General features: G+C 41.7%; 18 protein-coding genes. 9 read left to right on the top strand and 9 right to left on the bottom strand.

Translation table 11 applies throughout. The features are described from left to right. Positions 1–246: 246 nt before the first annotated feature. Both Q0590_RS11480 and Q0590_RS11475 read left to right on the top strand, forming a co-directional pair. On the top strand, positions 247–1734 hold the full coding sequence (locus Q0590_RS11480) for a 3-keto-disaccharide hydrolase (RefSeq protein WP_302037682.1): 1488 nt from the start codon (positions 247–249) through the stop codon (positions 1732–1734). Positions 1735–1811: 77 nt separating this feature from the next. Next, the gene (locus tag Q0590_RS11475) at positions 1812–3971 is read left to right on the top strand and encodes a plastocyanin/azurin family copper-binding protein (RefSeq protein WP_302037681.1); all 2160 of its coding nucleotides are present in this window, start codon (positions 1812–1814) and stop codon (positions 3969–3971) included. A 50-nt stretch (positions 3972–4021) separates the two neighbouring features. On the opposite strand, the gene Q0590_RS11470 is transcribed toward Q0590_RS11475, so the two are convergent. Continuing rightward, the gene (locus tag Q0590_RS11470) at positions 4022–4888 is read right to left on the bottom strand and encodes an AraC family transcriptional regulator (protein WP_302037680.1); all 867 of its coding nucleotides are present in this window, start codon (positions 4886–4888) and stop codon (positions 4022–4024) included. A 125-nt stretch (positions 4889–5013) separates the two neighbouring features. Between Q0590_RS11470 and Q0590_RS11465 the strand changes: the two genes are divergently transcribed. Then, the gene (locus Q0590_RS11465; protein ID WP_302037679.1) at positions 5014–5427 is read left to right on the top strand and encodes a Dabb family protein; all 414 of its coding nucleotides are present in this window, start codon (positions 5014–5016) and stop codon (positions 5425–5427) included. A 131-nt stretch (positions 5428–5558) separates the two neighbouring features. Further along, the gene (locus Q0590_RS11460) at positions 5559–6545 is read left to right on the top strand and encodes a Kelch repeat-containing protein (protein WP_302037678.1); all 987 of its coding nucleotides are present in this window, start codon (positions 5559–5561) and stop codon (positions 6543–6545) included. Positions 6546–6772: 227 nt separating this feature from the next. Here the strand turns inward: Q0590_RS11460 and Q0590_RS11455 are convergent, their stop codons facing one another. From Q0590_RS11455 to Q0590_RS11440, 4 genes are all read right to left on the bottom strand, one after another. After that, positions 6773–8191, bottom strand: a complete 1419-nt coding sequence (locus tag Q0590_RS11455) for a DUF6563 family protein (protein ID WP_302037677.1) — start codon at positions 8189–8191, stop codon at positions 6773–6775. Between the two features lie 515 nt (positions 8192–8706). Then, positions 8707–9516, bottom strand: a complete 810-nt coding sequence (gene murI / locus Q0590_RS11450; RefSeq protein ID WP_302037676.1) for a glutamate racemase — start codon at positions 9514–9516, stop codon at positions 8707–8709. A gap of 460 nt (positions 9517–9976) precedes the next feature. Then, positions 9977–10618 carry a hypothetical protein gene (locus tag Q0590_RS11445; protein WP_302037675.1) on the bottom strand — a complete coding sequence of 214 codons (642 nt, stop codon included), beginning with the start codon at positions 10616–10618 and terminating at the stop codon, positions 9977–9979. A gap of 65 nt (positions 10619–10683) precedes the next feature. Further along, positions 10684–13338 (bottom strand): patatin-like phospholipase domain-containing protein, encoded by a 2655-nt coding sequence (locus tag Q0590_RS11440; RefSeq protein ID WP_302037674.1) that lies wholly within the window; start codon positions 13336–13338, stop codon positions 10684–10686. 600 nt (positions 13339–13938) lie between these two features. Here Q0590_RS11440 and Q0590_RS11435 point away from each other — a divergent pair. Continuing rightward, the gene (locus tag Q0590_RS11435; protein ID WP_302037673.1) at positions 13939–15498 is read left to right on the top strand and encodes a protein adenylyltransferase SelO; all 1560 of its coding nucleotides are present in this window, start codon (positions 13939–13941) and stop codon (positions 15496–15498) included. Positions 15499–15743: 245 nt separating this feature from the next. On the opposite strand, the gene Q0590_RS11430 is transcribed toward Q0590_RS11435, so the two are convergent. Continuing rightward, positions 15744–16859: an NAD(P)/FAD-dependent oxidoreductase gene (locus tag Q0590_RS11430; RefSeq protein WP_302037672.1), complete on the bottom strand. Its 1116-nt coding sequence runs from the start codon at positions 16857–16859 to the stop codon at positions 15744–15746. 329 nt (positions 16860–17188) lie between these two features. On the opposite strand from Q0590_RS11430, the gene Q0590_RS11425 reads away from it, so the two are divergent. The 4 genes from Q0590_RS11425 to Q0590_RS11410 all read left to right on the top strand — a co-directional run bounded on the left by Q0590_RS11425 (position 17189) and on the right by Q0590_RS11410 (position 22107). Continuing rightward, entirely contained in the window at positions 17189–17602 is a 414-nt protein-coding gene (locus Q0590_RS11425; protein WP_302037671.1) for an SWIM zinc finger family protein, read from the top strand. A gap of 69 nt (positions 17603–17671) precedes the next feature. Then, positions 17672–18253 carry a hypothetical protein gene (locus Q0590_RS11420; protein WP_302037670.1) on the top strand — a complete coding sequence of 194 codons (582 nt, stop codon included), beginning with the start codon at positions 17672–17674 and terminating at the stop codon, positions 18251–18253. A 98-nt stretch (positions 18254–18351) separates the two neighbouring features. Beyond that, on the top strand, positions 18352–18813 hold the full coding sequence (locus Q0590_RS11415) for a hypothetical protein (protein ID WP_302037669.1): 462 nt from the start codon (positions 18352–18354) through the stop codon (positions 18811–18813). Positions 18814–19773: 960 nt separating this feature from the next. Then, the gene (locus Q0590_RS11410; RefSeq protein ID WP_302037668.1) at positions 19774–22107 is read left to right on the top strand and encodes an ABC transporter permease; all 2334 of its coding nucleotides are present in this window, start codon (positions 19774–19776) and stop codon (positions 22105–22107) included. A 368-nt stretch (positions 22108–22475) separates the two neighbouring features. On the opposite strand, the gene Q0590_RS11405 is transcribed toward Q0590_RS11410, so the two are convergent. From Q0590_RS11405 to Q0590_RS11395, 3 genes are all read right to left on the bottom strand, one after another. Next, entirely contained in the window at positions 22476–22964 is a 489-nt protein-coding gene (locus Q0590_RS11405; RefSeq protein WP_302037667.1) for a YcxB family protein, read from the bottom strand. 154 nt (positions 22965–23118) lie between these two features. Beyond that, positions 23119–23976 (bottom strand): carboxylating nicotinate-nucleotide diphosphorylase, encoded by an 858-nt coding sequence (nadC, locus tag Q0590_RS11400; RefSeq protein ID WP_302037666.1) that lies wholly within the window; start codon positions 23974–23976, stop codon positions 23119–23121. 64 nt (positions 23977–24040) lie between these two features. Further along, on the bottom strand, positions 24041–24445 hold the full coding sequence (locus tag Q0590_RS11395) for a DUF4783 domain-containing protein (protein WP_302037665.1): 405 nt from the start codon (positions 24443–24445) through the stop codon (positions 24041–24043). Positions 24446–24453 lie beyond the last annotated feature (8 nt).

Below are 24453 nucleotides of genomic sequence, written 5' to 3'. Positions count from 1 at the left end.
AAGATTACAAAAAAAAGCGTAATTATAAAATGTACTACTGTCTGAGTAGGTATTCGGCTTGCATTGGGGTGAGTGGTATGCATAAATTAACCTACTTATACTGATCACGTTCCGTTCTGGGTTCAATTTTAATTCTAAAATTATTCGCATTCTATTACGGAAACTATCATTATTTTATAACTTTATGCCCCGAAATGCCAAGTTGCATCTTTGTTAAATCTAATTTATTTCCTATTACCAAAATCTATGACCATGTATGTACGAATGAAGGGTACTAAGTATTGGCCGTTGCTCTTATGGGCATGCCTGCTTACGCCCCTGTTTGCTAAGGCACAAAACAATGCTGCCGAATTTACCCAAGTACCCCTCAATGACATGAGTGCCTTTAAGCCGGCGGCAAAAAACTGGGCTGTTGCCGCAGATGTAGTATACGACCGTTCGGGCAATGCAAAAGCTACTAAAATTTCTTCAGGAAAAGGAGTTTTAGTTAACCAGCCAACAGATAAAGAAAAAGATAACCTGGTTTCTAACTTTGAACATGGCGATGTAGAACTTGATTTAGAATTTATGATGGCTAAAGGTTCTAATTCCGGTATATATTTACAGGGCCGCTATGAACTACAATTACTGGATAGCTGGGGCGTGCAAAATCCCAGAGCCGGCGATTGTGGAGGCATTTATGAACGCTGGGACGACAGCAAGCCCGAAGGCCAGAAAGGCTTTGAAGGCTATGCCCCAAGAATGAATGTAAGCCGTGCCCCAGGGTTGTGGCAGCATTTCAATATTGTGTTCCAGGCTCCCCGGTTTGACGCTAGCGGAAATAAAATCCAGAATGCCCGTTTTGTAAAAGTAATACACAATGGAGTGCTCATTCATGAAAATGTAGAGCTGACCGGACCCACTAGAGGTCCTGCCTTTCCGGGCGAAAAAGCAACTGGCCCAATTGTTATCCAGGGAGACCATGGTCCGGTAGCTTTCCGCAACATAAAATACAGAAGTGTCAATGTAGATAATGCTGCCCAAGCCAATACTAACCGCCGGGGAGCTCGTCCGCAGATTTATCTGAAACCTGGAAACGAGCCACTAATGCACCGCAGTTTTGTAGATTTTCAGAAAGAACCAAGCGCAAAAGCCAAGCGAATTACACATGCCATCTCGGTAGGAGAACCTTCTGGTGTACATTATACCATGGATTTGGGTACTGGTGCTCTGGTGCAAGTATGGAAAGGTGGTTTTCTAGATGCAACACCCATGTGGCACGACCGTGGAGATGGCAGTGCCAGAGCTTCCGGAAGTGTAGTAAGGTTATCTGATGCACCTACGGTAGCTTATCTCGCCGACAAAAATGCTACCTGGCCTGCCACTTTCGAAGCAAATACCTTCCGCCCGAAAGGCTATGATATAGATGCTACTGGCCGCCCAGTATTTAAGTATCTGGTAAATGGTACCGAAGTTACCGATCGCACCTTTCCTGAAGAAGAAGGGAAAGTATTAACCAGAGAGATTAAAATTAACGGACAGAAGCAAGGTACTTTATATTGCCGCATAGCCGAGGGTACTGAAATTACTTCCCTGCAAGATGGTACCTATACAGTAGATGGAAAAGCTTTTTATGTGAAAGTGGGAGATACTGGCGGTGCTAAACCAGAAATTCGGAATGCAGGCAATCGCAAAGAGTTGGTAGTACCTATCGAAGGTAAGAGTACTGGTGTAAAATATTCATTAATCTGGTAAAAACTTAGTTTGGGTTTATGGCTAATGTGGAAAAGTACACATTGCTAGTAAAACCTCGACACAAAACTTTCAAACGCATGACAATCAATTTTTATACAAAGAACCGTTTAGCAGTGTTTCTGTGCTGCCTGCTATCGGTTTTCACTTCGCTTCCAAGCAGTGCACAAGATTCTGGTGAGCAGAAAAAGTCCGGCCCAGCTACCGAGGAAGATTTCTACAGGATGGTTACGTTGCCTATGCCGGAAGGTGTGGCATTAGAAGTAGGTGGTATGGCCTTGCTGCCCAATGGTACCCTGGCTGCTTCTACCCGCAGAGGCGAGGTATGGTTAATTCAAAATCCGTATGGAGCTAATCCCTATTATAAGCGCTTTGCCCACGGTTTGCACGAAATTTTAGGATTGGCTTATAAAGATGGGTCCTTATACATGTCTCAACGCGGCGAACTAACAAAACTAACGGATACCAATAAAGATGGCGTTGCCGACAAATACGAGACCATTTATGCCTGGCCATTATCCGGCCATTACCATGAATACTCCTATGGCCCGGTTATTCACCCGGATGGCACCATGACGGTAACTGGTAACGTAGCTTTTGGCGATGTAGAATGGTGGAAAGGCGAAAGCCGGGTGCCATGGCGCGGATGGACGATGCAAATTACCCCAGATGGTAAAATGACTCCCTTTGCTACTGGTATGCGTTCGCCTAATGGAATAGGGCTTAACAAAGAGGGCGATTTATTCTATGCTGAAAATCAAGGCGACTGGATGGGTTCCGGCGGGATTACACACGTAGAAAAAGGAGATTTTGTTGGACATATTGCCGGTTTGAAATGGGCTAATCTGCCAGAATCACCAGTGAAACTAACAGCTGAAGAAGTAGAAGCAAAAGTAGAATATCCAAAAGTGCCGTTTGGTAAAAAGCCTGAAGATGTGGAATCTACTACGATTAAATCGTTATATGAAATGGAGAAGGATTTTCCGGCTATTAAAACACCGGCTGTGTGGTTCCCACATACCTTAGTAGGCATTTCTACCTCAGATATTCTACTGAACAACACCAAAGGCTCCTTTGGCCCGTTCGAAGATCAATTGTTTGTTGGCGACCAGGGACACAGCAAGATTAACCGGGTATTTTTAGAGAAAGTAAAAGGCGTTTACCAGGGAGCCGTATTTCCATTCCGTGAAGGATTTGTATCTGGAGTTATGCGGATTACCTGGGGCAGCGATGGATCTATGTTTGTAGGCCAGTCTAACCGTGGCTGGGGTTCTACCGGAGATCAACCCTATGGTTTACAACGCCTGGTATGGACAGGTAAAACGCCTTTTGAAATGAAAACTGTACGGGCTCAGCCAGATGGATTTGAAATTGAGTTTACGATGCCAGTAGACAAAAAATCAGCTGAAAATCCGGCAGCCTATAGTGTAACCAGCTTTACGTACAAATATCATCCAGTATATGGAAGCCCGGTTTACAAAGATCAGACATGCAAAATTATGGGTGTAAAAGTATCGGAGGATGGCATGAAGGCCAGAGTAGTGGTAGATGGATTGCGGGAAGGCTTTATTCACCAGTTAATGGCATCTGACGTACGTTCTGCAGATAACCAGCCTTTGTTGCATGAAACGGCTTACTATACCTTAAACCGTATTCCCGACGGGGAGAAGTTGCCATTGGCGCAAATTAATACACAAGCTGATCATTCCATGCACGGCAATATGTCTGCTTCTACTCAGAAAAAAGGCGGTGCTACCGGAGCTACTATGGAAAAAACTTCTAGCAAAAGTGGAGGTAATGCTGCTACTACTTCTGCCAAAGGCGCAGCTAAGCGGCAACTCACTATGCCAGCTTCCTGGAAAGCACCTGACCAGACAATTACCGTAGGTACCAAACCAGGTTTAAAGTTCGATGTAGACAAAGTAACTGTTAGTCCAGGAGCTAAAATTAAGCTTACCTTCAATAACACTGATGATATGACACATAATCTGGTAATTACCACTCCGGGAGATGCTGTAGAAGTTGGAAATTTGGCGATTAAATTAGGTATCGAAGGCACTAAAATGAGCTACATTCCGAACACTGAAAAAATATTGTACCATACTAAATTGTTACAGCCAGGTTCAGAAGAAACCATTTATTTTACTGCGCCAACTAAACCCGGTGACTACACCATTGTATGTACCTATCCAGGTCATGCGTATGTGATGCAGGCTACGTTTACGGTGGCAGCTAAATAATAAATTGTACGTAGAAGCAAAAGGCCAGGCAGTATGTCTGGCCTTTTGTATTAAGTAATTTTCTGCTCAACAGATTTACGGAATTCGCCTGGGGATAGCTGATAGTATTTTTTGAATAGTTTACTTAAATGGCTCTCATCAGTAAAACCTAATTCGTAGGCAATCTGGGAAATACTCCATTCACTATACCGTAAGCGGGTTTCTACTAATTTGAGTTTGTAGCGCAGAATGTATTGTTGCAACGATTCTCCCGTCTGCCGTTTAAAGAAGATGCTTAAATAATTAGGCGAATAGCCCATATGTTCGGCCAGATTTTCCATGCGCAGTTTATCGGGATAATATATATGCTGCCGGACATATACCAGAATATCTTCCAGGGCCTGTGAACGCTTAAGGCTTTCCAGCTGATTAAAAAAGGCTTGTGCGGATATATTTCTGGCCAGAATACCTAAAATAGACCGGATAATATTTTCAATAACACTTTCAGCAAAGGCTTTTTTGCGTTCGGCATATTCCTCCAGCAAGACCGTGATCAGGTTTTCTACCTTCTTTTTTTCCGTGCTCTCTTTAATCAGGCTGCCCAACGACTGATAGGGCGTATGAAATAAATATTCTATCGTTTGCTTCAAGTTTTTACCAGTATGTCCGCTGGAGGTATTCTGGAAAAAAAATTCAGTGAAGCGGATATAGGTAAACTGCGTAGCGGCAGCAATGGTAAATGTATGAGAATCCTGCGGCCCCAGCAGGAATACATCTCCAGCCTGATAGCTGAACTGATGCTCGTTGATATTGTGCCATCCGCTGCCCTGGTGAATAAAAATGACTTCAAAATGGTTGTGGTTATGCAGAGGATAGGGCCATTCGTTTAGCTCGAAATGGGAAATATTGAATGGCTCGTACTGGTTAAAACGCTTCATGTACCCACAAAATACCGAGAAATAATGAATTTTTACAAGAAGCCATTTCGAAAGCTTTCTTAGCTTTGTTGAACAGAAGATAACCTTAGCTTACGCTTCATCATTTATTTAAATGTCTTTCATTCATGACAGAAATTAACCGCAGAAAATTCATCAAACAATCATCCTTAACATTGGCTGGAGCCGGAATGGTAAGCCTGCTTCCTTTTGAGTCTTCCGCACAAAAACCTACTACTATGTTTGTACACCACGTATATTTCTGGCTGAAAAATGCCGACAGCAAAGGAGACAAAGCCCGTTTGTTAAAAGGCCTGCAAACCCTGAAAAAAATAGAAACCATTAAAATGTCGCACATTGGTGTGCCGGCAGATACCAACCGGGAGGTAATTGATACTTCTTACCAATTATCTTTATTGCTGGTATTCGACAACCGCAAAGACCAGGACACTTACCAGAACCATCCGGTGCACCTGAAATTTGTAGAAGACTGCTCTAACTTGTGGAAAAAAGTTATTGTGTATGATTCGGTAGATGCCTAGATGGAATGATAGCTGCTGTCTTTCTAAAAAAAATAGTTTACATTTGATAGCTTTCATTCCACTATGTACAAGTCAGGTATAGAGGAATGACATGGCTATCGTATTACCTAAATACCTTTTAGATTTTTAGTATGAAAAAAACGCTGCTCATACCAGTTCTGGTAGTCTTGCTGTCCTGCCTATTCTACAGTTTTGCCTATAAAACTTTATTTACCGGATGGAAGCCAGTAACTCCTCAGCAGGAACCCATGCCCCGTGGAGAAAATGCCTTTGCCAGGGTGGGAGACCAGTTCTATCTATTCGGCGGACGCAAAAAGCAAACGGTAGATGTATATACACCCAAAACCAACCAATGGAAGCAGGTGGCCCAGGTTCCTATGGAAATGCACCATTTTCAGGCAGTAGAATACAAAGGAGAAATCTATGTACTAGGAGCCTTCACTGGTGATTATCCGCATGAAACACCCATTCCAAATATCTACATCTACAATCCGAAAAAAGACGAGTGGCGCAAAGGAGCCGAAATTCCGCAGGACCGTCGCAGAGGGGCTGCCGGAGTTACTTTATATAAAGATAAAATTTACTTAATATCTGGCATAACCGACGGCCACTGGGACGGACACGTAACCTGGGTAGATGCGTTTGATCCTAAAACCGGAAAGTGGACAAAGCTTGCTGATATTCCCCATGCCAGAGATCATTTTCAGGCAGCAGTGGTAGGCGATCAGCTAGTGGTGGCAGGTGGCAGAAAATCTACCCAGAAAATTAAACGGGTACTGGATATCACGGTGCCGGAAGTAGATATATACGATTTTAAACAAAACACCTGGAAAACCTTACCGACTGCACAGAATATTCCTACGCAACGGGCTGGGTGTACAGCTGTTACGGTAGGCAACCAGGTATTAATTATTGGGGGAGAAAGTCCGCAGAAACTGGCCCACAACCAGACAGAAGCATTTGACCTGAAAACCAACACCTGGCAAACATTGCCCGCCTTACAGACTGGCCGCCATGGAACGCAGGCCGTAGTGTATAATAATAAAGTTTACATTGCGGCTGGCATTGGCAACTCTGGCGGCAGCCCGGAGCTAAGTTCTATGGAAGTGCTGGAGTAGCTTTTTAAATACAACCTTTGCTATAATAGTTCAAATACCTTATTGCTTTAAACTATAAAATCTACCGGAAGCAAACTTTCTGAGCTTTGCTTCCGGTAGATTTTATATTATCTGTTTACATGTTATTTAATCAGAGAGTGATTTGTGTCAGATTGCGACTTGCTACAACTATACTTCTAAAGTAACAAATACTTCTTTTATAAGACACTGCTTTTAGTTTAAAGAATTTATTTCTTCTCTTTATCCTGCAGATATGAGATTTTTTTAACGTAGAATTCACCTTCTTTTGCGATAACGGGTTTGATTTCCGGCTGATTGGCTCCTCCTTTCGTTACTACGCTACACGCTAGGTAATTAATTTTATTAAAGTTAGGAATGAAAGTAAAACAGGCTTCCTGCTGATTTTTTACACAAATCTTCATTTCTGTACGCATGTTTTCCCATTCCAGAACAACCTGCGATTTTGGCTGAATAGTATGTACCAGACTATCATTTACATATATATCCAATGCCCCAGCACTGGCAGCACCATCCCACCAATATATGTTTATTTTAGCCGGATACTCTGCTACAGGGGTAGGTGTAATGGCTACCTGTGCATTCTCTACAGATAGTATATGGCCGGTCATCATGTCCAGAATATATTCGGCTTGTGTGGCTTTTTGTGTAGCAGCACCTGCAATGGCACCTCCGATCATACCGCCGGCTACTCCACCAGCTACTACGGCTGCAGTATTGGTCTGTACCGGACCATAGCCATAGAACGAAAATGTATTTCCATCTCTGTCAATCAGAAAATAATCTTTGTTGTGATGGATATAAAGATTTGCTCCATCAGAAAACCCCCATATATGCTTAAGCGGCTTTTTGCTTCCATCGGCTTCCAGCAGATAAGGTTTTACTTCATAAATATTCTGTAACTGTTTGGAAGTTCTGTTCACTTTTTCAATAACCAAATTGTGTGCTGGCAGTGCTTTATTATTTCTGAAATCCAGAAAGCTCTCATAGATTCCCTTCTTCATAACAGAATCTGTCAGAATTGGGTAATCGTGGGCTTCCAAGGTGGCCAGAAAATCTTTGGAAACATCAGCCCAGGTAGCCGGATTGGCTTTTGCTAAATGCTGCTCAATACTCTCTCTGGAAAACTGTTTCAGACACTGTTCAATAGCTGTTTTTATATTATCATCATGTCCGGCAGTTACATCCAGGCCATACCTTTTTTCGACACCAATTCCCCGGAACAAATGATAAAACTGATTATCCTTCTGGTAAATAAAATCCATAGCCACTTCAGCCTTAGCAAATTCAGAAAATGCAGTGGTATGTTCGGAAACCTGAAACTTTAGAATTTTTACAATAACGCCTGGTAAATTAGATTGAGCAGGTAAATTTCTGTTAAAAAAATCTGTCAGTTCTGGCGTAAAACCTTTTTCCAGATTCGCTTCTCTTCTGCTATTGACAGGGCCTCTCTGTACCCATCCAATGTTGTTTTTCGATATACGGGCATCAATAATATCGGATACATAAAAATGTCTGCCAGGTAGCTCTACTGTTTGTTTAGCAAGACTTATTTTATAAACCTGGCTCCAGGCAGTAAGCTGGAGCAAATTGAAGAGAATAGTTAAAAGAGTGAATTGAATACGCATAAACTCGGGTTACTTGAAGTGATTTCGTAGAACAATTTAACAGAAAGTGATTTACTAGATTCTAGAAAGCTATTCTGAGGAAAGGTATAGATGTAAGATTGAGACAGGATTTAAATTATTGGATTTACATGCGCTGTTGCAATAATTGTATTAGACAATATTTCTATTTTTCCTGTGGCTATACACCTGAAATATAAAAAAGATTGCTCCATTCAAAGAGGTAATCAGCATTCCGTAGTTAGGCGATTTGTTAGGTTCACCAAAAATCATGCATCTGATTAATTAAATTTTGTTTCCTAATCTATTGAAGAGAAAGTAGAGAAGCTAACAAGTGTATCCTCAATTCAGCAATAGAAAACCAACAAATGCACTTGTTGAATTTTACAAAACAGTGACAAGAAATGTAAGCACATCACCAGTTGATATGCTTGTAGAAATACTTAATACGTATTATCCTCAGGCAATAATTTGAATATATTTATGAGCAATCAGAAGGTACTCAAAATAGTAGAAAACTACTCCCACAATGGATACTGCTCTAGTCTTACTTGTTTGCCAAAAAATATTTTGGTAGAGGCTTCAAAAGAACGGGTGTAGTCAGAGACAAAGAACTTCTTGTACGGCCTTTCTGCGTTGTTCAATAATCCGGATTGGGCCAACTGTTTCTTTACAGAAGCGGCTACTATTTCTGATGAATCAATAATTTCTACTTCATTCTGGTAATAACTGGCAATTTCTTTTTTTATTAGTGGATAGTGCGTACATCCCAATATCAAGGCTTTAATCCGGTGCAAATGCGGGTCAGACAGATAGGCTGTGATCACACTTTCGGAAATAGTATTATTAAAAAAGCCTTCTTCCACCATGGGTGCCAGCAGGGGAGTAGCTAATGAATGCAGGGTAATAGATTTTTGCAGATCGTCTATTTTTTTTGTGTATACATTCGAGTTTACCGTTTGCTTGGTGCCAATTAGCCCGATAGTCTGGCCCTCAAAACGCTGCCCCACATATTCCACTACCGGATCAATTACATTCATGGCTTTGGCTTTGCTGCCTACATACGCAGTTACTAGATCAAAAGCAGCCGCAGAAGCAGAGTTACAGGCAATCAGAATTAATTTGCACTGTTGCTTTAACAACAGGTCACAGATTTTTACCGCATAGGCTTGTATGGCTGCTGTAGATTTATCGCCATAAGGCAAATGGGCCGTATCTCCAAAGTAAATCATGTGTTCGTGCGGCAAGGCTTGTGAAACGGCATGGGCAACGGTAAGCCCTCCAATACCGCTGTCGAATATACCAATGGGTTGTGCTGGCTGAAGCATAAATTGCAAATGCGAAATTTAGAAAATAGAAGAATTGCTTGGTTACGTGTTATACCTATATTTCTGCACGATGTTTCCATTGAGTTGATGAATTTGTCTGTAGAGACTTCGCCCTTTTGCCTGGATTCAACTACTAGAAGCTGTAAGTATAGGATAATAAGTTGCCGGGTAAGATACTAAAAATGTAAGGGATAGCCAGTAGCACAATAAAAGTGATAGCAAGGAGGAAGTAAGAATTTATTATTTTTTATAGCTCAGAAACATCACATCCCGCAAGCCTTTTGACGAGGCTTTCGGGATAGTATAAAATGCAGATGGTTTATTATTTTTACTCAGCCTATCCTTTTTCAAAATTTGTTGCTTCTGCGGTAAAATTTGTGTACTCAGTCTTGGCGGCCAGAGATATGGCTTAGGGAGGAATAATGCCTGACAAACGATTAAAAAGTAAGAAACTGGGGTATTATCTTTTTTTATACAAGGTGGCTACCGTAACATTTCCCAGATTATCAATGATATTTCCATACAGTACGTTCCCTTCTCCATCCAGCTTGAAGTCAAATTTTACATGTTCGTTGGAGGGCAAGTACAGCAGTTTTGAGTAAGTAGCCGTACCAGTCAGGTTATCTCCGGACACTTCATACTTGCCTGATGCTTCCATAAATCCCTCAAAATTTCCGATGCCTTTCATAGACACTTTATCCTTAGAAAACTGCCAAAGTATGGTGCCATCTGGTGTGATCCAGTCACTGTTATGGATCAGCGTGGACGTTGGCATAGGCTGAGATTCAGGGCTTGTGTCGTGGGTACCGGTATTGGCGGCCCGGTACGTTTTGCGGGTATCTTCGGGAGAAGTGCTTTTGGTTTCTCTGAGCTGAATGTAGCGTTCATGTAAACTATCGTAGCGGGAAATATAATTGCTGAGCAACATATTGGTTTTTTCCAGCGACTCCATAATTTGCTTTCCTTTTTCTATTTCATCCTGCTTAAAATCATCTTCTTTGATGGCGGAGGTAACGTAAAAAGTTACCACTACACCGATGGCGGTAGTAAAAGCATGTTTTACCAACTCATTCATCATACCTGCCGGTTTAGTATCTGCCATGGGTAAGTAAGTTTGCGTAGATGTGCATTCACTAGCTTAAATCAATCATTCCGACAATTTGCCGTTTATTCCCGTATATCTGAACTACCGGCTAAATGAATTTGTCCGTCGGATGATTTTAACTTTATACCTTCAAAAGGAGGTTCGGCTTTGCTCTTTTCTTTATCCGTTTCTTCTTTTTTCATCTGTAAAATAGCCTGGCTAGCCAGGTGTTCGCCCAGGCTACGGTAAGCTTCAAACTGGGTATCGTCGAAATACTGGTCGCCAGTAGATTGTTGAGGAAAGTCTGGAAATGACTTATGATAGTTAAATACATGAACCGGGAGGTCGCCGCTTAAGGAAGATTTTATATAGATCAGTTTGCCTTCTGTTCCATCCGGATACTTTATTTTGCCAATGGCTACACTTTTCTTACTGATTCCTATGCCGCCACTCGTAGAAGGGGAAGGAATAAGGGGTTTTAAATTTATATCAATCGAAATATTTTCTTCAATATAGGCCATCCTCACTGCATTGGTAAACGACTGAAAATCATAATTATAATCTTGTTCAAAGTCGCATATTACAATGGTTTTGCATCTTCGCTGGAGCAAGGGAACTAAGCCCAGGTTATCGCCGGTATGCCCGCCGTCCGACACATTTACCAGCGATTCTCTGGCTGTACAGGTACCCATTAATTCGCTGAATAAATAGCCGGGCCAGAAATACCGTTTGCGGTAAGAAGGTATGCTTTCCCGGTAAGACCAGGGGTTTTCAATCCAGTAGCCCAGACGGAGATTGAATAGGGTACATAAAAATGAATGGCAAAATGCATTGGCCGAACCGGCGGCAGAGCCAACTGCTGCGGCAGATATAGTCATGGCTCTGGCAAGCTTCGTATTTCCGCCCCGGTAAGCTTCAGTTTTTACATAGCCGGTACTTTGCGACCCTATATATTTGCTTGAAAAGATAAAATGTTCCGACTTTAAATCCCTGCGGACCAGTTCATCCGACCCTTGTAGGTTCAGGGCAGCTACAATCAGGTGGTAAGGACCCCGGTTATTGTCTTTTCCTAAATCTTTCAGTTTTAAATCCTCGTCATTGCGGATATTGGTCAGGGGTAGGCCCTGAGCTGAATTAGCTTTAGTGCGTTTTACCCTGGCATCCGTTTTTAAGTAAGCTTCTGAAAGGCGGTCGCGGTAGAAATAATGCGGCGATACTTTGTTGGCATCTACAAAATAGCCAAAGGCGGCAAAGGCGAAAGCCGCACCCAGGCAGATGGCGGCCGCAACAGGCAACGAATTCAACTCTGTCAGGTACCCGGCCAGGGCAGCCATGCTAATACCTAAAAACAGTAAAACCGACAGGTTGAGCAGCGGAATCCTTAGTTTTTTCATCAGGCTGGCATATACCTTTGAGTCGCCTCCGCCTACCTTCAGCTTGAAAACAAAATAGCCGAATAGTAAGGATATAATGGAAAACAGAAAGTTAACGGAAGGGCCGGCAGAGAAAGCAACCAGTACAACGAAAGGCATAAGCACAGCAATACCCAGGCTATATAACGCACTGCCCTGTATATTTCCCTGTAAGGAGCGGAATAAGCGTTGGTAACGTCCTGTTTTACCTTGCCGCATAAATGGAATAATCAGGTATACAGCCAGGCTTAAACCAATGGAAAAGCAGAACGGTAAAGAAAATATAATCCAGTAGTTGCTGCTAAATTCGCGGATATAGAAACCTATCAGGATTGCTACCAGGGGAGTGCCTAAAATAGCTAGCCTGGATAAACTGGTGGTAAACTCTGTTTCAAAATGAGCTTCAGGATTATAGCCAGATTTAATTTTTAATGGATCTATCTTGCTGCTATCTAAATCCTTATCAAAAGATTTATTCTGGTATTGTTTGATTTTGTTTACAGCGGCAGCAATCCGGTAAATGTAGAAGATGCCTGTTAGCACACCTGCCAGACAAAAAGCAATGCCTACCAGCGGATGTGCCTTTAAGCCTTGTCCGATAAGTTGGAGGTGCCTAGAGATACCTTCCGTCAGCCAGTTGCCAAACACAGCCAGTACATATTCCAGGGTAGAATCGTCTGCCAGCTTTACAGGTTTGCTATACCGGATTTCCTGGAAAAAAGTACCATTTGAGATCACATACAGCACACTGTAGTTGAAAGCAACAAAGGTTAGCAGAAAGAAAAAATACAGAAGAAAGTTATGGAAGATTCCGGAAACCACACTGCCTACGGCCCGTTTTACATCCCGGCTTCCGTAGTTTTTTTGAGGGGTCAGGTATTCGCCATGGGTGCGCAAGTGGTGCATCTGGTGCATAACCGTTAGCCTGGTTTCATCGGCATATTTATAGTCGCTCTCTTCTTCGCCTAACCGCACAAAAGGTGAGTTCTCCGGAGTTACATCCATGGTTTTTCCCTGGTGTGTGAAAGCCTTTTTGTCGCCGGTGAGTAAAGACGATAAGCAACTGCCAATATAGCCGCCACCTGAGACAGTGCTCAGGTAATCGAACTTCTTCATCCAGTTGTTTTTGATAAAACTTTGCATCATGCCCAGCCCCAGCGTAGCTGAGCGGATACCGCCTCCGGAAATACACATACCCCACAGATCCTTCTTTGCCTCTTGCTTGTCATCTGGAAGGCCGTAAAGCTTGCGCCGGGTGGTTATGTAGTCGAGTTCCGAATCAATAACTTCCTGTAAGTCGGAGGTAAAATGTTTGTATGTATCCATACATTTGTGAATAAAGGTGGCCGGTAAGAAAAGTTGATAAGCCTATTTATAGAGTAGGTTTTAAGCAATGAACAGCATCCGTTTGTTCCCTGGTAAACTATTTTACGTTTATTTTTCAATGGAATCCACGCTTGTTAGCACCTGTTTCCATATGTACATACCACCAACTGCTAGCAAAAGAAGGCAGCAAGTGAGTTTAGTATAAACTATCCGTGTATGCCTACATTGGGTTTATTTCAAAAAAGCTAAAAGGTCAGCGCAAGACACCGGTAAATTCAGGCAAAAGAGTCGGAAGAAATTGTATCAAAAACAGAGTATGAACTTAATCTGGCATAAGAGATATTTCTATCTTCGGAAACGGTAGCTGGTTGATAGTCAAGTATAAAAAGAATTTTAACCTTTTGCAATACTCATAAGTAAGTATTTTTTGATGTTACTTCTCTAAACTTGTTTGATCCTGACTACTGGCAGGGCAGGTTGTATAGAGGAGTGAAACCATCCATAACTCAATACCATTCAAGTTCTATCAAAAGGAACCTTACCTATGGTAATTGTATTATCAGCTATAGCACAGCTATCTATATGTGCAGATAAAGAGAGATGCAAAAACTAAGTTTAAAAGAATACAAGAAAGAGTTTGTACACACGTTTCCAGGCGATGAAAGCGGAAACGTACGTCCACGGCAGACCCCAGGAGTATTATATAGCAAAGCTATTCCTACGCCGGTAGCCGATCCGAAACAGCTTGCCTGGTCTGATGATCTGGCCAGGGAACTGGGCATCCAAAAACCGGAAAATCCGGAAGAGGTACACATCCTGGCAGGCAACCTTGTTACCCCTTCTATGTATCCTTATGCAGCCTGTTATGCCGGACATCAGTTCGGGCAGTGGGCCGGGCAGCTGGGCGATGGCCGGGCAATTACTCTGGGCGAATGGGAAGCAACAAACGGAAAAACCTGGGAATTGCAATTAAAAGGAGCCGGACAAACCCCTTATTCCCGCCGGGCCGATGGCCGGGCTGTGTTACGTTCTTCGCTGCGGGAATACCTGATGAGTGAAGCCATGCATTACCTGCGGGTACCTACCACCAGAGCCTTAAGCCTGGTCTCTACCGGCGACCAGGTGCTACGGGATATGTTCTACAACGGAAATGCGGCGTATGAGCCTGGTGCTATTGTAATGCGGGTAGCGCCCAGTTTTTTGCGTTTCGGCAATTTTGAGATACTTGCTGCCAGAGAAGAACTAGATAACCTGCGTAAGCTGACTGACTGGACGATCAACAGGTTTTATCCGCATATTCAAGGAGAGAATAAGCTTATTGAATGGTTTAGCGAAGTACTGGAACGTACGGTACATATGGTAGTAGAGTGGTTGCGGGTGGGTTTTGTGCATGGCGTAATGAATACAGATAACATGTCTATCCTGGGCTTGACCATTGATTATGGTCCCTATTCTTTTCTGGATGAGTATGATCCAACCTTTACACCGAATACTACCGATCTGCCAGGGAGAAGATATGCTTTCGGCAAACAAACCTATGTTGCTTACTGGAACCTGGGTTGCCTGGCGAGTGCCTTAGCTCCGTTAGTAGGCGATACCAAGCAACTAATAGCTGAACTGGAAAAGTACGAAGAGTTATATTGGCATACCTATTATGTGATGATGGGGAATAAGCTAGGCCTTGACAAGCTAAGAGCTGAAGATCTGGACCTGATCAACCAACTGATAGAAATGCTTTCTGCCATCAAACCAGATATGACTATTTTTTACCAGCTGCTAATGCAACTTCCGCTTACCATAGAAAGTAAAGAGGTAGCAGTGGAGCATTTTAAAGAAAGTTATTATAAACAGCTTAAACCCGAGGAAGCAGATACCCTGTACCAGGTAGTTCAATCGTATGTAGCCAGAATCAACACTAATACGTGTAGCCGGGAAGCTTCTCTGCAACGCATGCAGGAAAATAATCCCCGGTTTGTTTTGCGTAACTACCTGCTTCATCAGGCCATTCAAGCGCTGGAAAATGGAGATGATGCCTTGTTTTTAAAGCTTCAGGCAGCCATGAAAGAACCCTATTCAGCGAAGTTTGATGAGTTTTTTGCTAAAAAGCCATCCTGGGCAAGTCAAAAAGCAGGTTGTTCAATGCTATCGTGTAGCTCGTAAGCTATATTCTTCAGGAAGTAAACCAACGGATTGTTTCCCAGTATACTGCACGTCACAGCTAGTGACGTGCATTTTGCTTATAATGAGAAGCCGGGTTCCTATGAAAAAATACCTATACCTGCTCGTGTAAGTGCTGCTATTAGGGAAGTTCATCGTTGGCTTCGCCGAACTTACTTTTTTTTGTTCTATGGTTCATCATTCCACTACCCATCGCTGCTGTGTACTTCACCTATGGTAAGCCAGCATTAAAACACCTTCCCATGTGTTTGTTTCATCAGAAATCTGGTTGCCGGCGTAAATGATTGCAGCAGCATAACAGCCATACTGGAAAGCCATTCGCTGCCAAACAAGTGCTGTATCTGCCGGCCGGCCCATAACCTTCTGGCAAATACCTGCTGCCATTGCCTGGCATAGGCATATTCCAGCTGATTCCGGTTTTGATGCCCAGTAAAATACAGGATTATTTGTTCAGAAAGAATTTTAGCAGAGTGGATAGCCATAGCCATGCCATTGCCACACAAAGGAGTAATCAGCCCAGCGGCATCGCCAGACATTAAAATATGGTTTTCTACGGCTTGTTTCGGGGCAAAGGAAATTTCATTAATCACTTCCGGTTTATCGTATAGGAACACGGCATTTTGTTTTATTTGCTGCATATACGGATTCTTATACAAGGTCTGACTTTCCATGTTTTCAATAGTACCATACTGCTTCAGGTTGGCCCTGGTAGTCAGGTAGCACAAATTATACGTATTATTCTCTATAGCACACACCCCGCAATACCCATCTTTAAAATTATGTAGGGCAATCAGGTGTGGAGGAAAGGTGGTTTGAATATGATATTTAATGCCAATGTAGGGCGACCGTTCATTAATAAAAGGCCTGTTCAGTTGCTTATCCAGCCGCGAACGTTTGCCGAAAGCACCAATGACCAGTTTGCTTTTCAATACCTGCCCATCCGCTAATTCCACCTCAAAGTAATCATCCCTAAAGCTTACTTGTTCTACACTTTTGCCAAGTAAAAAAGTAGCCCCTTTCTCTTTTGCTTTTCTGTACATGAATTCATCCAGTACGTAGCGGCTAAGACCAAACCCTCCCAGATCTAGTTCAGCAAGCAGTGCCCGCTTGCCGGAAGGGGAGCTTACCTGCAAGTGTGTAATCGTAGAAGCATCCAGGTTTTGCGGATAAATCCCCATTGAATGCAGAAAAGGCAAAACTTCATTGGATATATATTCTCCACATACCTTATGAAAAGGATACTGTTTTTTCTCGACTAGTACCACCTGCAAGCCTGCCCTGGCCAACTGAATGGCATTTACCAGGCCGGCCAGGCCTCCCCCGGCTATTAATACATCATACATAAGTGTTGGTGCGTTGAATGTTTATAAGATACACCTTATTTATTCACTCTAGATAACAACTAAAAACGGAATTAGTTAAGCTACAGAGAAAATGGTTGTCAGGCGGCATATGATTAACGGAATTTCTATGGAAACTTTGAATTAAGGAGGTATTTAATCAATTTGGGGTATGGGTAGAAAGTAATTTATCACTAAAAGTCAGTAGTATAACTGTCCAGTTTGGAAACACCTGGTGGGGAAAACAGTGGCTTAATGCTTTTACGCATATTGATTTCAGTAACCGCCTTCCCCGCGGCAGAACCTATGCCCGGAATGGTTCGGTAAAAAGCATGTTGTTTGAAAAACCCACTATTACCGGAAAGGTGCAGGGCTCCCAGCGAACCCCCTACAAAGTAAAAATTACGGTAATGCCCTTTTCCGCCGCTGAGAAGAAAACAATCCTGGAAACCATTATAGGCAACCCTGCTTTTCTGGCCAAACTGCTGTCCCGGGAATTGCCTTCTGAACTGAAAGATGCATTGGCCAGACAGCGGATATATGTATTTCCCGGAAGCTGGCGGGATATGGAGGCCACCTGTTCGTGCCCGGATTATGCCGTGCCCTACAAACATATTGCTGCTGTTATTTACCTGTTTGCTAATGAAATAGATAAAAATCCGTTTCTGGTGTTTGAGCTGCACGGAATGGATTTGCTGAGCCAGATTGAAGAAGCCGGGAAACCTTACGAATGCCATTATCACTAGCGGGTATTTCGTATATTGGGAATATATCTGCTATAGTAGCCTATACGCAAATGTTAGTAGTTATTGAAAATGATGAAAAAGACTTTATTGACAGCTTCATTGACCCTGATAAGCTATTTACTACAGGCTCAGTCTGTTTGTGAAGATGTCCATAGAGGCGTTCATCTTCAAATTATATCTAAGGAATTTAATGACTTACCTTCTAACCCTATATTAGATACAGTAGAAAAACGATATTTCCCCTTAACTTCTGTACTCACTTGTTTTTTTCTCTTACAATCCAATATTACAAATGAGCAGGAGACAAGAGTAGTTTACCAAAGAGTGAGAGACATTGCTGTAAAATATATTCAAACAGATACATTGATCCTATTAACTGATTATTACAATAGTGGAAAAGTAACAGAGATTTTTAATGGCTTTGCTTCAAAATACAGATTACGATATATCAGTATGGGAGGTGATTGCTGTGGAGGAAAGGTATGGGAAGCTATGGAATATTTTAATCAGCAGATGGAATGCCACTTGATTGATATTAATGGCAAAGATTGGAAGAAACAGTTTTATGCAGATTTGGAAGCCTACTATAACGAGCAATTATCCCAGATGAGTAGGAAAGAGAGAAAAAAGATAATCAAAAACAACTACTAACGCCAACTTCACCCGATCAGCGGCCCATGCCAATGCATAACCTCAACACAAGGGCACGCCGACGGGAAGTTTTGATCCATTAGCATGCGTTAAAGAAGATGAAATTGAAGAAAGGGATAACCGGATTTTATAATCATGCCCATGATACAATACCAAAGCTTGATAGAAAAAGCTTGAAAGATTGTGCCTATAACTGTACTTACTCAACAGATTATAGATTAGAAAAGATATTGAATCCTGATCAAACATCAAATTACTACAGGATGTCTTATAAGCATTGCAGGTCAAATGAAAAGATTGATGTAGTTGTTAATAGTCATTATCCTTATTTTGCAGGAATTAATCCAGAGAGCAGTTGGATGAATTTAGAGTTTGTTTCATTGCCTAAAGAAATAAGCCAAGCTTTTGAAGAGGCAGGCTTCATATATTTAACGCCACAAGTTCTTACTGCTCAATTTGATAAAAAAGATTTAGAGGAATTATCCCAGAATGAACTACAACAGATTGTTTATTGGAAATCAAAGACATTTGGAGAAGTGATTTATAACGGATATGATTAGGAAACGCATGCTTACATCAACTAAGCTTTCCACCGGCCTGCCCACACGCAGACCTAGAGCAGTAAGGCTCGGCGTCAGTTAGTCATGCTCCATTATATTCTATTGAAAAATGAATATTGATTGGATTACAATTTGAGTAATTTGGCAAATTGTATCAGGATTTATAATTGCTGTATTATTGATTTGTTTGCTAGGGGTTATAATCTCCATAATATTCACTGATAATTCACCCGTATCGACAACCAACATCAATTCAGAATATTATTTCACCCGACAAACCCGTGGATTTCCTAACGTAGAAACGATAGAAAAAATAAAAGTATATAAGAAAAAAGAATGGTTACCCGATAAGAAGATTGCTAGCATTAGTATGTATGCTTACCAAGTTGAATTTGTGGATGTAGATTTACAAGCCAACAGATTCAAAATGTATATCAATGGTAAGATAAAGTTGGATACATTGATGACATCTGACAACTTTCTACAAATACATTTAAATGATTGGTAAGAGGTAACAAAGTGAATAAGAAATTAAAAAAAGAGCATATACACTGTTCAGCTGGCAACCGGGCCGCCAACACTTAAGGCTCGCGCATGAGGCCGCGGTTTGACGGCTGCTCATGTTACGCCATTAGTAATAATGCCCTTCCATGTAACCCGACAAATGTTCCCATACAATAAAGAAACGTTTGACAATCTTAGCCATAAGCTTCTCCACGGCAAACACTCACTGAGATAAATTAAATACCGCAGTCTAATTTGGGTATTAACTATTTTGTACTAGACTGTATCAGATTGACACAACAAGTGTAGCAAAATCGAACAGGTTTTAATAAACAGTTGCATAATAAATTGACAATTAATTAGTTGTATTTTGGCGCTAACGTTGCCAATAGAATTGAGAGGGATCACCCCTTCAGTAGTTGGCCTATTTTTTATTAAAAATCCACACGTTAAGTCATGATAAAGAACAATCTGAAAATCGCTATCCGGATACTCTGGAAAAACAAACTTTTTTCATTAGTCAATATACTGAGCTTGTCACTGAGTATGGCGGTGGGTGTTATTCTTTTTACAGGCCTAAAAGCCACTTTTGATACAGACCATTTTCATCCGGAATTAAATCAACTCGTGCGGATACTCACGCAGGAAACAAAGGAGGGGGAACAAACCAAATGGGCAACAACTCCATTGCCGTTGGCGACTCAACTGGAAAGCGTCTCTTTTGTTGAAAAAACGGTAAAAGTACGTTTGGCAGGAAAACATAACCTGCAAACCGACAAAGGGGATGTACCTATTGACATAAAATTTTCAGAGCCTTCTTTTTTCGATGTGTTTGGCTTTAAATTGCTGTCAGGTAATGCACAAAGCCTTATCAATAATCCCACCACCCTTTTTTTAACAGAGAAAACAGCAGCAAAGATATTTGGCAGCACCAATGTCTTAGGACATACGGTTCAATTTGAAAACTTAGGTTCGTATACCGTTGAAGGAATTATTCAGGACCCGCCTTTAGAAACACATCTGCCCATTGAGGCCATGTTATCTATTAATTCTGCCCAAATGCTTGAAAAAAAAGGAGCAATCAGTAGTATTTCACAAGATTGGGGAGACTTTAAACGTTGGGCAATTTATGCCCGTTTAAAATCAGAAGGTAATTTAGAGCAACTTAATGCAACGCTCCAGAACTATAACCGGAAATTGGATAAGAGCCATCTTCAATTTTTGGCACAACCCATAGAAGAGATTACCCCTGGAAAAATTGCTATTAAAAATAACCCCAATGCGGGCGTTAGTTGGGAAGACGTAAAAACGCAGCTATTCATAATTCTATCTTTAACTCTTTTAGCTGCTTTCAATTATATCAGTCTGGCATTGGCGCGTGCTTTCTCCCGTGCGCAGGAAGTAGGTATCCGCAAAACGATAGGGGCAAGAAGAGAACAAATTATTGGTCAATTTTTACTAGAATCGACCATAATTGCCCTAGTTGCTTTGTTGTTTACCGTGCCATGTGTTCAAATTTTAGCCCACTATATACCCGATATGGATGATGTGACATTCTCCTGGGATATAACCTTAATAGTAGGCTTGATAACCTACGCAGTTGTCACAGGCTTAGTCGCAGGGGCATTTCCCTCATGGCTATTGTCAGCGTTTCAGCCCATACAGGTTTTGCGTAAAATTCAGCATATAAAGCTGTTCCGGGGTGTGGCTATTTACAAAGCGTTGATTGTTGTACAATTTTCAGTGACCATCCTATTTATGATATTGGTTGTCATAGTAGCCGATTATGATAGAAAAAACAATGCGATTATTCGCTCAACCGTTCCATCCAATGTGCTGACACTGGATTTAAAAGGTGAAAAATATGAAAACCTGCAAAACGAAATAAATCAGTTAAATCAGGTCGAAACGACATTGGCGACTAACTGGTATTATGAACCGATTAAAATGGGCAAAGATTCTGTAACAGTAAACGATAAAATTCTGGAAATAAAGTACGTAAGCATTGACCCAAAAACAATTGAAACAGAAGGTATCAGCTTACTAGCTGGGCAAAACTTTCCTTCAACTATGCCCCAGAGTACGGAGCAATATGTGTTGGTGAATGAAGCTGCCGCAAAATTGTTGGAATCTAAATCGGAGAGCCTAGTGGGGCAAAATCTATTATTGGACTCTGCCTCTGTACAAGTCATTGGTATCATACCCAATGAGATTATTGGCCAACAACTCCCTTTAATCTATCGGTATTTGCCCAATGAAATAACCACCTTGACCATAAAAATAAAGCCAAATACAGAAATGGAAGCGACCAAGGCCATTCAATCGGTATGGGAAGACCATTTTCCTGAGAAAACAGCAAATCTTTATAACTTAAAAGAGTATCGTTACTCAGGAGAAATCAGTGGAGAAATGGAAATTTTTGGAGGAGTTGCCCTGATTGTCATGATAATCGCTGGTTTGGGCATTTTAGGCATAGCCAGTTACTCCGTAGAAACACGCACGAAAGAACTGGGTATACGAAAAGTATTAGGAGCAAACAAAATAATATTGGTGTGGACAGTTACCAGAAATTTTGGCATGCTTCTCCTAATTGCCGGACTTATCGGTATTCCAGCGGGTTTGTTTTGCGGCGATTTGTTAAGAAGTGAAATGGGTAGTCATCTTGATTTGGGTCTTATCAATATAAGCATAGGCTTTGGTTTGGTTGCCCTAGTCGGGCTATTGACTGTCCTATCCCAAACCATTCGGGCGGGGCAAATTGACCCTGTCAAAGTTTTGAAAGCAGAGTAAAAAGGTAAAACATTCATTGGCTGGCAATTGAATGCTTAGCGAACAATACCTTTAGCTTTTTCACTTGTGGGTGCAATGGGATTGGTGTTGTGCCACAGAATTTGCAGGAGGCCTACCGGTTGATGGAAAAGCAAAGAAGTAAAACAGAGGGGGAAAAACTGTTAGAAAACATCAAATAAAAATACGAAGATCGGCAAGTAACGCCAGCTTCGGCTGCCAACTAGCCCTTCCTCAACATAAGGCCATACCAAAATGGAATTACTATGTGTAGCATTGGCTTAGTACTTGGTAAAACACATCACACCTGACATAATAAAAAAAGACAAGTCTATTCACTTGTCTTTCATAGTATTTTCAGCTTTCACTACCTAAGGAATCAGATTTTTACGCTTCAGCAGGGATTCAGTGAATTTTACATCATTTTCGGAGTTAAATATTGAGAAAGGCAGATGGATAAACTGGGCTCTGGAAACTACCAGCAGAAAATGGTCTTTCTCTTTATAGGCTTTTTTTATCATGTCCCACTTCATTTGCATCCCTTCCCGCTGATTGAGTTTAATGAGTATCTGCCGGCCATCTATTTCATATAATAATTTCTGAAACAGTACTTTATTCTGTTCTACCTGGGTAACGCCGGTAAACTGAATCAACCAGAACAACAGGTAGCCAATGACCACAACCGGCGCTAAAAAATAAATCCAGATATTCGGATAAACAGTCAGATTTAAAATAACATTAATAATAATAATACCGATTGGCACAAAAATCCAGTACCATTGGGTGCGAAGCAGGTGCTTCATGGCTAATTTAATATACGTGCTGTTGTCCAGCTGATATTTGCGTGTCTTGACAATCATTGGTTAAAACAAGTATTTTTCGAATGCGACCGCAAATGTAGGAATAAGTCTCTAGTCTTAATAAATATTAGAAAACTAAAGATTATAAAGATTACCAAAAAGGATAAAGAGGCGTATGTCCATCAACACAGCAACCCATTAGCTGATAAGCACATTAATAGGCTTTCAAACTAATATCCAGGCTTTTGATAGAATGCGTTAGCGCACCTACTGAGATAAAATCTACCCCACTTTCAGCTACCTCCCGGATCGTTTCCAGGGTAATACCTCCGGAGGCTTCAGTTGGATAGCGGCCATTAATCAGCTGAACGGCTTGTTTCATTAAAGCAGGTGACATATTATCCAGCATAATGCGGAATACATTCCCTGTAGCCAGTACTTCCTCCACCTCCTGCAAGTTGCGGGTTTCAATTACAATTTTCAGGTCTTTGTTAGTAGAGGTTAAATACCGGTTGGTTGCTTCAATCGCCTGCCTGATTCCTCCGGCATAATCTACATGGTTGTCTTTGAGAATAATCATATCAAACAAGCCATAGCGGTGATTAAGGCCACCGCCTATGACCACAGCCCATTTCTCTATCATACGGAACAGGGGAGTGGTTTTACGCGTATCCAGCAGGCTGGCCCCGGTGCCTTCTATGAGTTTTACCAGGCGGTTAGTATACGTAGCAATTCCGCTCATGCGTTGCATACAATTAAGCACCAGCCGTTCTGCTTTCAGAATAGACTGGGCATTGCCGGATACCGTAAGGCCAATATCACCGGGTTTCACCGGGCTGCCATCACGTAGCAATACCTGCACTTGCAAACTGGCGTCTACTTGTGCAAATATGGCTTGTGCCAGTTCCATACCGGCTAGTACGCCAGTATCTTTAATAAGTAGCCGGGCACGGTTGCTGGCATTGGCCGGTACAGCCGCCAGCGATGAGTGATCCCCATCGCCTACATCTTCCTGTAGCGCCAGGGTAATAAATTGCCGGATTGCTTCCGGAGTCAGGTAATCTGGTTTCACGGCACAAAAGTAAAAAGGCTATGCAATAGTGCATAGCCTTCATACCTTTTTTTAGAAACTTTAGTTACTGGTTCCGGAAGTCTATCCGGTCTATCATATATCTGCCATCAAATTGTTTAAGGACAATATACACGAGAAATGAGCCGTTTCCGGATACATACGTACCAGTGCTGTATTGCAGGCCACCTTCCGAAGATCCCTGATGACCAAAATTAAAATCTTTGGCTGGGTATTTCTGGAAGAAATTTTTAAGTATGAGTTCTGCCTGTGTTTTGCTAACTTTATCGTAGTCTACATTTTCTGCTTCAATAATCAGCTCAATATTGCTGTTAAAGTATTTAGCCAGTTCTCTGGAATTACCGGCTTTCAAAGCAGTTTTAGCTCCTCCCATCACATCATTCTGGGCTTTTACTGAAAATGAACTGAAAATGAATCCGATAAAAAACAGGCTAAGTAAAAAATATTTCATTTGTTGTC

Source organism: Rhodocytophaga aerolata, assembly GCF_030503435.1.
Lineage (GTDB): Bacteria > Bacteroidota > Bacteroidia > Cytophagales > 172606-1 > Rhodocytophaga > Rhodocytophaga aerolata.
This window is presented reverse-complemented; position numbering and strand designations above follow the sequence as displayed.

Excerpts from the sequence above, each read along its gene's own strand:
- Q0590_RS11415 (WP_302037669.1), top strand. The coding sequence starts at position 18,352 with ATGAAATTGAAGAAAGGGATAACCGGATTTTATAATCATGCCCATGAT.
- murI (WP_302037676.1), bottom strand. The coding sequence starts at position 9,516 with ATGCTTCAGCCAGCACAACCCATTGGTATATTCGACAGCGGTATTGGA.
- Q0590_RS11440 (WP_302037674.1), bottom strand. The coding sequence starts at position 13,338 with ATGGATACATACAAACATTTTACCTCCGACTTACAGGAAGTTATTGAT.
- Q0590_RS11455 (WP_302037677.1), bottom strand. The coding sequence starts at position 8,191 with ATGCGTATTCAATTCACTCTTTTAACTATTCTCTTCAATTTGCTCCAG.
- Q0590_RS11430 (WP_302037672.1), bottom strand. The coding sequence starts at position 16,859 with ATGTATGATGTATTAATAGCCGGGGGAGGCCTGGCCGGCCTGGTAAAT.
- Q0590_RS11470 (WP_302037680.1), bottom strand. The coding sequence starts at position 4,888 with ATGAAGCGTTTTAACCAGTACGAGCCATTCAATATTTCCCATTTCGAG.
- Q0590_RS11465 (WP_302037679.1), top strand. The coding sequence starts at position 5,014 with ATGACAGAAATTAACCGCAGAAAATTCATCAAACAATCATCCTTAACA.
- Q0590_RS11420 (WP_302037670.1), top strand. The coding sequence starts at position 17,672 with ATGATGAAAAAGACTTTATTGACAGCTTCATTGACCCTGATAAGCTAT.
- Q0590_RS11425 (WP_302037671.1), top strand. The coding sequence starts at position 17,189 with ATGTTGTTTGAAAAACCCACTATTACCGGAAAGGTGCAGGGCTCCCAG.
- Q0590_RS11480 (WP_302037682.1), top strand. The coding sequence starts at position 247 with ATGACCATGTATGTACGAATGAAGGGTACTAAGTATTGGCCGTTGCTC.
- Q0590_RS11410 (WP_302037668.1), top strand. The coding sequence starts at position 19,774 with ATGATAAAGAACAATCTGAAAATCGCTATCCGGATACTCTGGAAAAAC.
- Q0590_RS11395 (WP_302037665.1), bottom strand. The coding sequence starts at position 24,445 with ATGAAATATTTTTTACTTAGCCTGTTTTTTATCGGATTCATTTTCAGT.
- Q0590_RS11435 (WP_302037673.1), top strand. The coding sequence starts at position 13,939 with ATGCAAAAACTAAGTTTAAAAGAATACAAGAAAGAGTTTGTACACACG.
- Q0590_RS11445 (WP_302037675.1), bottom strand. The coding sequence starts at position 10,618 with ATGGCAGATACTAAACCGGCAGGTATGATGAATGAGTTGGTAAAACAT.
- Q0590_RS11460 (WP_302037678.1), top strand. The coding sequence starts at position 5,559 with ATGAAAAAAACGCTGCTCATACCAGTTCTGGTAGTCTTGCTGTCCTGC.
- Q0590_RS11475 (WP_302037681.1), top strand. The coding sequence starts at position 1,812 with ATGACAATCAATTTTTATACAAAGAACCGTTTAGCAGTGTTTCTGTGC.
- Q0590_RS11405 (WP_302037667.1), bottom strand. The coding sequence starts at position 22,964 with ATGATTGTCAAGACACGCAAATATCAGCTGGACAACAGCACGTATATT.